Source organism: Nonomuraea salmonea, from assembly GCF_042428605.1.
Classification (GTDB): domain Bacteria; phylum Actinomycetota; class Actinomycetes; order Streptosporangiales; family Streptosporangiaceae; genus Nonomuraea; species Nonomuraea salmonea.
Window position 1 is genome coordinate 225,295 of sequence record NZ_JBHMCF010000013.1, and the last position, 11,757, is coordinate 237,051.

The following is an 11,757-nucleotide window of genomic DNA, read 5'->3' on the forward strand; positions in this document are numbered from 1 at the left end:
GTCTACGGTTCTTAATACCCGGACGCGCCCACTGCCGTCACCGGTTCCGCCGGTCTCCAAGTTTTCCTTGAGGTTCGGAGCACTCGCGACATATCGCGTCCAGGCGTACACTGACATATCGTGACCCAGGATCCGCAGCTCCGCGCCTCAGACGAAGACCGCGACCGCGTGGCCGCCGTCCTGTCGGAAGCACTCGCCACAGGAAGACTCACCAGCGTCGAGCACGCCGACCGCCTCGACGTCGCCTACAACGCCAAGACCGTCGGCGAGCTGGTCCCCCTCACCCACGACCTGCCCGACGTGACGGCCTCGGCCGCTCCCGTCGCCATCGAACGGCAGGTCATCAGCTCCACCTTCAGCAAGATCGTGCGCAAGGGCCGCTGGGTGGCCTCCCGGCACCTCAAGCTCCGGGCCGGCTTCGGCGCGCTCGTCATCGACCTGTCCGACGCCGTGCTGCCCGGCCGCGAGATCACCATCGAGACCAGCGCGAACTTCAGCAAGGTCATCGTCAGGGTGCCCGCGGACGCCCGCGTCATCGACGAGGGCGGCTCCGTCTTCGGCAAGCGCAACGTGAGCACCGCGGGCGGCAGCGGCGACGGCCCGCTGATCCGGCTGACCGGCTCGTCCGCGTTCTCGAAGGTCATCGTCACCCGCGGCCTGGACGACTGGAACCTGCGCTAGCCGCGACGCGCCCCGGCCGGGGACCATCAGGGTCTACCCGCCGGTTAACCTGGCAGCTGCCGTGCCTGCGATGCGGACATCCGAGCCCGCGTTCCGGCCCAAGCCGTGACGGCGGGCTCGAAGCCGTACGAGGTGACCATTTGTCAGAGAGCAGGCCGATCGCGCTCGACGCCATGGGCGGCGACCACGCGCCCCACGAGATCGTGGCCGGAGCCGTGCACGCCGTCCGCGAACGCGGCCTGCCCGTCGTGCTCGTCGGCTCGCCCCGCGTGCTGTACGAGGCGCTCGCCGACCACGACGCCACCAAGGAGATCCCGATCGTCAGGGCCGAGGAGGCGCTGGCCATGGACGAGGGCGCGCTGGCCAGCCTGCGCCGCCCCCGGTCCAGCATCGCGGTCGCCTGCCACCTCGTGCGCCGCGGCGACGCCGCCGCGGTGGTCTCCGCCGGGTCGACGGCCGGCGTCGTCGCCACCGGCCGCCTGCGGCTCAAGGGCCAGCAGGGCGTGCTCAGGCCGGCCATCGCCGTCGCGCTCCCCACCCTGCCCTCCCCCACGGTCCTCGTGGACGCCGGCGCCAACGCCGAGGCCAAGCCGGAGATGCTGCTGCAGTTCGCGCACCTCGGCGCCATCTACGCCGAGCTCGCCCACGGCGTCCACGACCCCAAGGTCGGCCTGCTCACCATCGGCAGCGAGGCCGAGAAGGGCAACAAGGTCGTCAAGCGCGCCCACGAACTGCTCCAGGCCGGCTCCGGCCTGCACTTCGCCGGCAACGTCGAGGGCCACGACCTGCTCACCGGCAAGGTCGACGTCATCACCTCCGACGGCTTCACCGGCAACGTCGCGCTGAAGACCATGGAGGGCGCCGTCCGCTACGCCTTCACCGAGCTGCGGGAGGCGATCGAGGACAGCAGGATCGCCAGGCTGGGCGCCGCGCTGCAGCGCTCCCGCATCCGCGAGCTGCGCCGCCGCCTCGACGCCGAGGCGTACGGCGGCGCCGTCCTGCTCGGCCTGAACGGCACCGTCGTCATCGCCCACGGCGCCTCCAAGGCCCAGGGCATCAGCGCCGCCTGCCGGCTCGCCGCCGACCTGGCCGCGGCCGGAGTCGTTCCCGCCATCGGCGAACGCATGGCCGCCACGGGCCGCTCGCATCGATTGTGGTGACAGAATCAAGTCACCCTCGAGGAAGGGCGCCGACCCTTTAGGGTGTGACCGATCCACACAAACGGGGGGTTATGTGGAGGGGCTCACCTCGGTGGTCCACGGGCTCACGTCCGCCCAAGTAGCGGGGGCCAAGGCCAACCATGTGCCGCGCCGATCGAGCAGGTCGCTGAGCGCCATCCTCAGAGCGAACGTGTTCACCCTGTTCAACCTGGTCATCGGCGTGCTCTGGGCACTGATCCTGATCTTCGGCGAGTGGCAGGACGGCCTGTTCGGGCTGGTCATCGTGGCCAACGCGCTGATCGGCATCGTCCAGGAGCTGCGCGCCAAGCGCACGCTCGACCGGCTCGCGGTGATCAACGAGGCTCCCGTACGCGTGCGCCGCGACGGCGAAGAACGCCTGGTCGACCCCCGCGACGTGGTGCTCGGCGACCTCATCCTGCTCGGGCCCGGCGACCGCCTGCTGGTCGACGGCGAGGTCGTCCACTCCGACGGCATGGAGATCGACGAGTCGCTGCTGACCGGCGAGGCCGACCCCGTCCACAAGCGGCCGGGCGACCGCGTGCTGTCGGGCAGCTTCGCGGTGGCCGGCTCGGGCGCGTTCGTCTCGACCAGGGTCGGCACCGACGCCTACGCCGTGCAGCTCGCCGAAGAGGCCAGCCGCTTCCACCTCGCCCACTCCGAGCTGCGCGCCGGCGTGGCGAACTTCATCAAATACATCACCTGGCTGGTCGTCCCGATCGGCGCCCTGCTCATCTACAGCCAGCTGAACAACTCGGCCGACCTCGGCACCGCCATCACCGGCGCGGTCGCCGGCATCGTCACCATGATCCCCGAGGGGCTCGTGCTGATGACCTCCATCGCGTTCGCCGTCGGCGTCGTCCGCCTCGGCCGGCGCCGCTGCCTCGTCCAGGAGCTGCCCGCCATCGAGGGCCTGGCCAGGGTAGACGTGCTCTGCCTCGACAAGACCGGCACACTCACCGCCGGCGGCATGGACCTCGACCAGGTGCTGCCCGTACGCGACGGCGAGCCCGTCGAGCAGGCACTCGCCGCCCTGGCGAACCTCGACGACCAACCCAACGCCACCGCCGAGGCCATCAAGTCCCGCCACCCCGCCACGCCCGCCGGCTGGAGCGCCCGCGCGAGCGTGCCGTTCTCCTCGGCCCGCAAGTGGAGCGGCGCCGACTTCGGTACGCGAGGCACCTGGCTGCTCGGCGCCCCCGACGTGCTGCTCAAGGGCGGCGACGCCTACGACAGGGCCACCGAGCTGGCCGCTTCGGGCACGCGCGTGCTGGCGCTGTGCCGTACCGACGGCTTGGAGCGAGCTCAGAACGGGCACGCCGAGATCGAGGCCGTCGCGCTCGTCACGCTCAGCCAGCGCATCAGGCCCGACGCCCACGAGACCCTGCGCTACTTCGCCAAGCAGGGCGTCACGGTCAAAGTGATCTCCGGCGACAACCCGCTGTCGGTCTCGGCCATCGCCACCGGCCTCGGCATCCCCGGCGCGGAGCGCGCCGTCGACGCCCGTACGCTCCCCGCCGACCCCGCCGCGCTCGGCGAGCTGCTCGACCGCCACACCGTCTTCGGCCGGGTCACCCCGCAGCAGAAGCGCGCGTTCGTCACCGCGTTGCAGGCCCGCGGCCACACCGTCGCCATGACCGGCGACGGCGTCAACGACGTGCTCGCGCTCAAGGACGCCGACCTCGGCATCGCCATGGGCACCGGCAGCCCGGCCACCAAGGCGGTCGCGCAGGTCGTGCTGCTCGACGACACCTTCGCCACCCTGCCCCACGTCGTCGGCGAGGGCCGCCGCGTGCTGGCCAACATCGAGCGCGTCGCCAACCTGTTCCTCACCAAGACCTTCTACGCGATCGTGCTGTCACTGCTCGTCGGGCTGGCCGGCATCGCGTTCCCGTTCGCGCCCCGCCACTCCACCCTGACGAACGCGCTCGTCATCGGCATCCCCGCGATCTTCCTCGCGCTCGCGCCCACCCTCGAACGCTCGCGGCCCGGGTTCGTGCCCCGGGTGATGCGCTTCGCCGTACCGGCCGGGGTGCTGTGCGCGCTGGCGGTGCTCGCGACGTTCTGGGCCGCCCACCACGGCTCCTCCGATCTGCTGGAGCACCAGACCGCCGCCGTCATCACCCTCTTCCTCACCACCTGGTGGGTGCTCGTGCTCATCGCCAGGCCGCTCAACTGGTGGCGCGGAGCGCTGGTCGGGGCCATGGCGGTGCTGTTCGCGATCGGGCTCGCGCTGCCGTTCGTCAGAGACTTCTTCGCCCTCCAGCCGGGCGATCTCGGCAACGACCTGACCGCCGTCGGCATCTCCCTCGTGGCGGCCGTAATGATAAGCGTGGCGGTCAAGCTCGCCGGTACCCTTAGACCATGACCGACCCGCAGAAAGTGCTCACCGAGCGCGTCCAGCAGGCGCTGGCCCGCGCGTTCGGCTCCGAGCACGCCGACGCAGACCCGCTGATCCGGCCCTCCCAGTTCGCCGACTTCCAGGCGAACGTCGCGATGAGCCTGGCCAAGCGCCTGCGACGGAGCCCGCGGGAGGTCGCAGAGGCGATCAGGGCCGAGCTGTCCGACTTCCCCGGCACGGTCGAGGTCAGCGGCCCCGGCTTCCTCAACATCACGCTCGACGACGGCTGGATCGCGGCCGAGGCCGGCGAGATCCTCGCCGACCAGCGGCTCGGCGTCGGCACCAGCACCCCGCCGCAGACCGTGGTGATCGACTACTCCGCGCCCAACGCGGCCAAGGAGATGCACGTCGGCCACCTGCGCACCACCATCGTCGGCGACTCGCTGGCCCGCCTGCACGAACACGTCGGCAACACCGTCATCAGGCAGAACCACCTGGGCGACTGGGGCACCCCGTTCGGCATGCTCATCGAGCACCTGCTCGACATCGGCGAACCGGCCGCGATAGCCCAGCTCGAGGCCGGCCAGGGCACCGAGTTCTACCAGGCGGCGCGCGCCAAGTTCGACAGCGACGAGGCGTTCAAGGCACGCGCCCGCGCGCGGGTCGGCACCCTCCAGTCGGGCGACCCCGACACGCTGCGACTCTGGCACGTCTTCATGGACGCCACCGTGCGCTACTTCAACAAGGTCTACGACATGCTCGGCGTCACCCTCACCGACGCCGACATCGCCGGCGAGAGCATGTACAACCCCATGCTCCAGAAGACCTGCGACGACCTCGAGACGTCCGGCACCGCGCAGCTGAGCGAGGGCGCGCTCTGCGTGTTCCCGCCCGGCTTCACCGGCTCCGACGACAGGCCGCTGCCGCTCATCATCAGAAAGAGCGACGGCGGCTACGGCTACGCCACCACCGACATGGCGGCCGTCCGCTACCGCGTCCACGACCTCAAGGCTGACCGCATCCTCTACGTCGTCGGCAGCGACCAGGCCCTGCACTTCCGCATGGTGTTCGCCGCCGCCCGCATGGCCGGCTGGCTGCCCGACACCGTCTCGGCCGAGCACGTCCAGATCGGCATGATGCTCGGCAAGGACGGCCGCCGCTTCAAGACCCGCTCCGGCGAGTCCGTCAAGCTGATGGACCTCCTCCAGTCGGCCGTCGACAAGGCCGCCACGCTGATCGCCGACCGCGGCTACGACGCCGAGACCCAGGACGAGATCGCCCGCGCCGTCGGCATGGCCGCGGTGAAATACGCCGACCTGTCGGTCAGCCACGACAGCGAATACGTCTTCGACCTCGACCGCATGGTGGCCTTCACCGGCAACACCGGCCCCTACCTCCAATACGCCCAGGCCCGCATCCGCTCCATCTTCCGCAAGGGCGAGATCGACCCCGCCGCCGCGACCGGCCCCATCAGGCTCGGCGCCGCGCCGGAGCGCGCACTCGCCCTGCAACTGCTGGGCTTCGGCAGCGTGGTCGAGCAGGCGACGGAGCTGAGCGAGCCCCACCGGCTGTGCGCGTACCTCTACGCCACCGCCTCCGCCTTCACCGACTTCTTCGAGCAGTGCCCGGTGCTCAAGGAAGGGGTCGACCCCGACACCCGCGCCTCCCGGCTCGCCCTGTGCGCGCTGACCCTGCGGGTGCTCGAAACGGGGCTCGGTCTCCTCGGTGTCCCTGTCCCCGAGCGCATGTAAACCGGCAGTTGGCTCAAAGTCTCCCCTATCGTCGTGGGCGCGCCTCCACCCGGTTCGCGCGCCCCAACGGCTAGGCTTTACGCGGTCATGAACCGCGGCCGAAACGGGGAGTTCTCTGCCTTGAGCACGGACCTGACTGCGAGCCCCCCAGCAGCGACCGAGTTGCACCGTTATGCCGAGGCGCTGGTGGCACACCTCGCCGCCAACGGCGCCGCACCACCGGCCGCACCGAGCTTCAGCGACATACCCGGCTACTGGCTGCCACCGGCCGTCGAGGCGCTGGTCGCGCTGCTCGCCGGCGACGACCCGCTCGAGCCGCTGAGCCGGGCCGCCGGGCGCGACCAGCAGCAGACCGCGCTCTTCCTCTGCCTCGCGCTCGCCGTCTCCGGGCAGGGCAGCCGCATCCACGCGTCCTGGCTCGGCACCGCGTTCGGCGAGCTGTCGATCGACCGGCCCGTCACCCACGGCCAGCGCTCGCTCTGGCTGGCCGCCGCCCGGGGCGCCTACGGCCCCGCCGGCAAGATCTTCGTGCTGCGCAAGCTCGACGCCCTCGCCGTCCAAAACCACGCCGACGCCCAGCAATGGGTGCAGGCGCTGGCGCCCGGCGAGCCCTCCGTCGTCGTGCCGCCGTCGCTGGCCGACTTCCCCGAGATGGCGGAGATCCCCGAGCTGGCCAAGCCCGCCGTGGCCGCCGCCCGCCTGGCCCGGCTGCGCGCCCGCTGCGCCGAGATCACCTCCGCCCGGCAGTCCGAGCAGACCCTCGGCGCGCCGCTCGACAACAGCGCCGGCGACCCCGCCGGCAGCTGGGCCGAGAACGAACCGCTCGCCGTGCTGCGCTCCCTCATCGGCCAGAGCGGGCCGGCCGGGCCGATGGCCTCGCTCAGCACGTACCTGCTCGACGACCTGCGCCCCGGCGCCGACCCACACCTGGCGGCGATCGCGCTGCACGTCGCCGCGCCCATCCTGCGCGGCGTGGCCGAGGAGCTCGAAGCCGACAGCCGTCTCGAACCACCCGAGACGCTCACCGTTCCGCTGCTCGGCCATCGCATCCGGCTGCACCCCGAGGGCCCCGACCAGGAGTCGCTGGCCGCGGCCGAGCACTCCATCCTCACCGAGGGCGTGGTGCCGCGCGGCCGCCCGTGGGCCGCCATCGTGCTCATCGTCCTCGGCGTCGCCTGCCTGATCAGCGCCGTCGTGGCCGAGCACCTGCTCGCCGCCGCGGGCGTCGCCATGATCGGCCTGGCCGGCTGGCAGCTCTGGCAGCGCCGCAAACTCGTCGAGGCCGACGCCCGCTACGTCGCGGGGCAGGTCAGCGAGCTGAAAGAGCTGGCCGAGGGCGCGGTGTGGGCGCTGCACGCGTACGCACGGGAGGCCGAGGCCCGCGCCAAGGAAGCCGCCGAAGACGCCACAGAACTCACCCGCCTGATCCGCCGCGGCCCCCGCGCCGCCCACTGACGGAACCCAACCAAAACCACCGGCCGACCCCCACGGGCCGCCCACCACGGCGGCCCGTCCGCTGGCGGACGACTCCCTCTGGATGGGCACCCCCTGCGAGAAGCGCTACCGGGACCCGTCGCCCACAGGGCCGCCGCCCCCAGACGACGCGCATCCGGCGACCCGCCCCTCGGCGCCGCGCGTGCGGCGGCCTGCCCCTCGTAGAAGTCGTGCAGCGGTCTCGTGGAAGTGGCCGGCCGCTCACGAAGCGTAAGGACAGGAGGGTCGAAGGGTCCCCCGGCGAAAACAGGGAAAGGGGCGCGGCCTGGGACCGGGAGGGAGACGGCCCAGCTCGCACGACATCGACACGGCGCCACGACGGCGTCGAGACGGCACCCGGCCACCTCGGCCGGGCCCGGCGCGCGGAATCGCTGGCGTGAACCGGCGCCACCCGGTCAGGTGGTCTCGATCTCCACGTGCGCCGGCGCGAGCAGGAACACCCGCTCCGCGATGCGCTCGATCCGGCCCTCGCACCCGAACGCCAGCCCGGCCGCGAAGTCCACCATCCGCGTCGCCTCGGACATCGACATGCCCGTGACATCCATGATCACCGTCTGGCCGTCACGGAAATGCTGGCCGATCAACGGTGCGTCGTTGTACTTGAGCGGCTGCACCATGACGATCCGCGACGAGTCGACGTTCGCACGCCACCTGCGGGCGGCCCGCTCGGTCGCCGGGACGTATTCGTCCTCGTACTGCTCGTCGTACTCGTAGCCCTCGTCGTAGTGCTCGACCCCGCTCAGTCCAAGGTAGCTCACCACCTTGCGCACTGCCCCCATCGGCTTGTCCTTTCCTCAGGAACTCACCGTAATCGGCACGTCCCTACACATTGGACGGTAACCGACGATTCCGCATTCGCCACGCGACACGCCCAGCCCTAATTCCATTTTGTACGGCTTGCAGCCCGCTTGCAGCTGGATATCCGCCCCCCGTATACCATCGGCCACATGCGCCTCTTCACCGTCGACGCCTTCACCGGCACAGCTTTCAAGGGTAATCCCGCAGCCGTCTGCCTGCTGGACTCTCCGGTTACTGACCGATGGATGCAGAGCGTAGCGGCCGAGATGAACCTCTCCGAGACCGCTTTCCTGCTCGGAGATTCCCTGCGCTGGTTCACCCCCGCCGTCGAGGTCACACTGTGTGGTCACGCCACGCTGGCCACCGCGCACGTGCTCTATTCGACAGGAGCCGCGACGGGCCCGCTCGAATTCCGTACGGCCAGCGGCACCCTTACCGTGAATCGCCGCCCCGACAACATGATCACAATGGATTTCCCGGCCAAGGAGGTGACCTCCACCACCGTTCCTCCCGGCCTGGAGAAAGCGCTCGGCGTCACCCCGGTCCGGGTCGGAAAAAGCCAGCTCGACCTGCTGGTGGAGGTGGACTCGGCGGAAACGGTCGCGGCCCTGACCCCCGATATCCCGGCCCTCACCGCAGTCGACGCGAGAGGCGTCATCGTCACCGCCGCCGGCTCCAAGACGGACACCGGGACAGCCGCAGGCACCGATACCGAGCTGGATGCTGAGCCGGTTACTAGCCCGGTTGCCGGGTCGGATTTCGTCTCCCGCTTCTTCGCCCCGAACGTCGGCGTCCCCGAGGACCCGGTCACCGGCTCGGCCCACTGCGCCCTGGCGCCGTACTGGGCGGACCGCCTCGGCCGTACGTCTCTTGTGGGGGCGCAGCTGTCCAAGCGCGGCGGCGTCGTACACGTCACGTACGCCGGCGATCGCGTTCATCTCGCCGGCCAGGCGATCACAGTGATGTCCGGCACCCTGCACCTCTGACCCGGGAAGATCGCGCCAAACGCATGCGAGCTCGCTGAGCTGCCGAAAACCCGTTTCGGGCCGCCGCCGCGCCCCCGTAAGGTAATCCGCATGGCAACGGACGTCATCGTGCTCAACGGCGGATCCAGCTCCGGCAAGTCAGGCATCGTACGCTGCCTGCAGGCCATCCTGCCGGTCCCCTGGCTCGCCCTAGGGGTCGACACCATGGTCGATGCGCTGCCGGCGGCCCTACAGGCGTCGGAGGCAGGCCTCGACATCGGCCCCGACGGCAGCGTGAACGTCGGGCCCGAATTCGCCGCCCTCGACCGCGCCTGGTCCGAGGGCGTGGCCGCGATGGCCCGCGCCGGAGCCCACATCATCATCGACGACGTCTTCCTCGGCGGCGCCGCCTCCCAGGAACGCTGGCAAAAGGCCCTGGCCGGCCTCGACGTCCTATGGGTCGGCGTCAAGTGCGACAGCGAGGTTGCCGCCGGCCGCGAGCTGGCCCGCGGCAACCGCGTCCACGGCATGGCCACGCAACAGGCGGACGTGGTCCACCAAGGCGTCCATTACGACGTAGAGGTAGACACCACCCACGCCGAATCCCTGGCCTGCGCCCGCACCATCGCCACCCACGTCACCTGAACCCCCACCGGGCCCCGACAACGCACACCCGCGACCAGCAAGACGGTGCCATGAAGCCGGGAGCTCAGGGGGCCACGAGCCCAGCGCGCAGACAGGCACGAACCAGGAAAACGCCGACCACAAGGGCTCAAACGGACCACGGCCCAGGAGCACGAGCCCCGGAGGCATGGGCCCTAAAGGCACGAGCTCCGGGGGCATGAGCCCTCGGAGCATGCGCCCTGAGGGCCACGGGAGCCGTAGAGCCATGACGGCACGGGGCGATGAGGACATGGCCAGGTCGTCCCGGGCCACAGAATCGCCGGGCACCGAAGTGAAGGGCGCGAAGGTGCTGACCACGCGATCCCCGGCACTAACGCGCGGACCACAGGCCACGGGAGCGCAGCCACGAGGGCGCGGGCGCGAACACGGCAGCCGCGAGGACACGGGGGTCGCGGGTATAAGGCGCGGAGGCGAGGAGCGCCTACAGGCAACGCAGCGCGACCATCACACAACCAGCGGTAGCCGAGCTCGCCTTAAGCGGCGCATGATGGTCACATCGACGACCGCAGCGCTCTTACCGGCTCCACGCAGGAGCCCGATCACTACCGATACGCCGACCCATGGCTCCCCCGCGAGCCCAGCACCATCGTTACCGCCACAGAGCGCCGATTCGTGGGAGGACGTCTCTTGCCGCAGCGCCAGCAGGTCACCGTGGACGTCCACGTGATCCTTGAACAGGACGAGAACATCTTGCTCTGCCTACGCCAAGGCACCGGCTACCGGGACGGCTGGTTCTGTCTTCCCTCAGGCCACCTGGACGAGGGCGAGACGGTCATCGAATGCGCGCTACGAGAAACCAGGGAAGAGGTCGGCGTCCACCTCGACCCCGCCTCCCTCCGCCCGGCGACCGTCCTCCATCACCTGAACCCCGAAGGCAGGCCCCGCATCGGCTTCTTCTTCGCCGCCAGTCATTGGACAGGCGACATCATCAATGCCGAACCCCACAAGTGCGCCGCCGTCGAATGGTTCCCGGCCCATCGCATACCGGACAACACCGTCCCGTACACGATCGCCGGCCTCGACCACTACAACCGCAACCAACCCATCGGAATCAGCGGCTGGCCCCAGCGCGGGAACGACCCCAACCCCTCCGAGGGAGCACCGGACCACCCCTATAGGTGATCCGAACACGCGAAGGCCCGACCAAATGCCAACCGGACGCTAGCTGAACAACAGCCACTACAACCTCAAGCAAGACGGCCAGGCGCCGACGTTGCAGACTAGTTCGACGCTCAGGGCCGAGCCCCGAGGGAGAACTGGGTCGGGCCCGGGGGACAGGGACTGGGCATGGTGGACTGGACGCGGGACGACTGAGGCTCGGGGATTGAGAGCTGCGTGCCGACACCACCGGAGAAGCCCCGGCGCTCAAAGAAGACGCGCGGCCATCCGAAAGCCCGCGACCTTGAAAGACCTCGCCGGCGAGAAACCAGCGACCTCGACCGCGTAGCCGCGAAGACCCCGCCCAGACGACGAGACCGCGACTTTCCAGAGAAGACCGGGAACACACCGAAAAATACCTCAGCTCCCAAAGACCCCGGGGCATGCGGAAAAAGAGAGGGGTCCGGACATGCGGAAAGGGCCCCAACACCAGAACCTGGTGTCGAAACCCTTTCCTTGAAAGTTTGTGCGGCGGTGACCTACTCTCCCACACCCTCCCGAGTGCAGTACCATCGGCGCTGGGAAGCTTAACTTCCGGGTTCGGAATGTAACCGGGTGTTTCCTTCCCGCCATAACCGCCGCAACCCTGCGAAACAGCACACTGCTTGCTGTCTCAGAATTGCCTAGTGGACGCGAGCAAGACACCCCCCCGTGGGAGGGTTTGCTTTGTGGTCAAGTCCTCGGCCTATTAGTACCGGTCAGCTCCA

At 70.0% G+C, this 11,757-nt stretch carries 9 protein-coding genes and 1 rRNA gene; 8 read left to right on the forward strand and 2 right to left on the reverse strand.

Going from position 1 to position 11,757, the window contains the following annotated elements:
* Positions 1–120 precede the first annotated feature (120 nt).
* The 5 genes from ACFFR3_RS19010 to ACFFR3_RS19030 all read left to right on the forward strand — a co-directional run bounded on the left by ACFFR3_RS19010 (position 121) and on the right by ACFFR3_RS19030 (position 7,406).
* A complete protein-coding gene (locus tag ACFFR3_RS19010; RefSeq protein ID WP_345391281.1) occupies positions 121–681 on the forward strand; it encodes a DUF1707 SHOCT-like domain-containing protein in 561 nt (186 codons plus the stop codon).
* A 140-nt stretch (positions 682–821) separates the two neighbouring features.
* Positions 822–1,841, forward strand: a complete 1,020-nt coding sequence (plsX, locus tag ACFFR3_RS19015) for a phosphate acyltransferase PlsX (RefSeq protein ID WP_364377520.1) — start codon at positions 822–824, stop codon at positions 1,839–1,841.
* Positions 1,842–1,914: 73 nt separating this feature from the next.
* Entirely contained in the window at positions 1,915–4,227 is a 2,313-nt protein-coding gene (locus ACFFR3_RS19020) for an HAD-IC family P-type ATPase (RefSeq protein ID WP_379483541.1), read from the forward strand.
* The gene (gene argS / locus ACFFR3_RS19025; protein ID WP_345391287.1) at positions 4,224–5,951 is read left to right on the forward strand and encodes an arginine--tRNA ligase; all 1,728 of its coding nucleotides are present in this window, start codon (positions 4,224–4,226) and stop codon (positions 5,949–5,951) included. The genes ACFFR3_RS19020 and argS overlap by 4 nt, the downstream gene beginning before the upstream one ends.
* Before the next feature lie 120 nt (positions 5,952–6,071).
* Positions 6,072–7,406 carry a hypothetical protein gene (locus tag ACFFR3_RS19030; RefSeq protein WP_379483542.1) on the forward strand — a complete coding sequence of 445 codons (1,335 nt, stop codon included), beginning with the start codon at positions 6,072–6,074 and terminating at the stop codon, positions 7,404–7,406.
* Positions 7,407–7,840: 434 nt separating this feature from the next.
* Here ACFFR3_RS19030 and ACFFR3_RS19035 read toward each other — a convergent pair whose 3' ends face one another.
* Positions 7,841–8,224: a cell division protein SepF gene (locus ACFFR3_RS19035; protein ID WP_355414820.1), complete on the reverse strand. Its 384-nt coding sequence runs from the start codon at positions 8,222–8,224 to the stop codon at positions 7,841–7,843.
* A 168-nt stretch (positions 8,225–8,392) separates the two neighbouring features.
* Between ACFFR3_RS19035 and ACFFR3_RS19040 the strand changes: the two genes are divergently transcribed.
* The 3 genes from ACFFR3_RS19040 to ACFFR3_RS19050 all read left to right on the forward strand — a co-directional run bounded on the left by ACFFR3_RS19040 (position 8,393) and on the right by ACFFR3_RS19050 (position 11,014).
* Positions 8,393–9,229, forward strand: coding sequence for a PhzF family protein (locus ACFFR3_RS19040; RefSeq protein WP_364377528.1), 837 nt, complete (start codon positions 8,393–8,395; stop codon positions 9,227–9,229).
* Between the two features lie 90 nt (positions 9,230–9,319).
* The gene (gene cpt, locus ACFFR3_RS19045; RefSeq protein ID WP_345391302.1) at positions 9,320–9,853 is read left to right on the forward strand and encodes a chloramphenicol phosphotransferase CPT; all 534 of its coding nucleotides are present in this window, start codon (positions 9,320–9,322) and stop codon (positions 9,851–9,853) included.
* A gap of 666 nt (positions 9,854–10,519) precedes the next feature.
* Positions 10,520–11,014, forward strand: a complete 495-nt coding sequence (locus ACFFR3_RS19050) for an NUDIX hydrolase (protein WP_345391305.1) — start codon at positions 10,520–10,522, stop codon at positions 11,012–11,014.
* A gap of 502 nt (positions 11,015–11,516) precedes the next feature.
* On the opposite strand, the gene rrf is transcribed toward ACFFR3_RS19050, so the two are convergent.
* Positions 11,517–11,633, reverse strand: a 5S ribosomal RNA gene (gene rrf, locus ACFFR3_RS19055).
* Positions 11,634–11,757 lie beyond the last annotated feature (124 nt).

What these genes read in the sequence shown, in the direction of transcription:
- argS (WP_345391287.1), top strand. Translation starts at nt 4,224, where the DNA reads ATGACCGACCCGCAGAAAGTGCTCACCGAGCGCGTCCAGCAGGCGCTG.
- ACFFR3_RS19035 (WP_355414820.1), bottom strand. Translation starts at nt 8,224, where the DNA reads ATGGGGGCAGTGCGCAAGGTGGTGAGCTACCTTGGACTGAGCGGGGTC.
- ACFFR3_RS19040 (WP_364377528.1), top strand. Translation starts at nt 8,393, where the DNA reads ATGCGCCTCTTCACCGTCGACGCCTTCACCGGCACAGCTTTCAAGGGT.
- cpt (WP_345391302.1), top strand. Translation starts at nt 9,320, where the DNA reads ATGGCAACGGACGTCATCGTGCTCAACGGCGGATCCAGCTCCGGCAAG.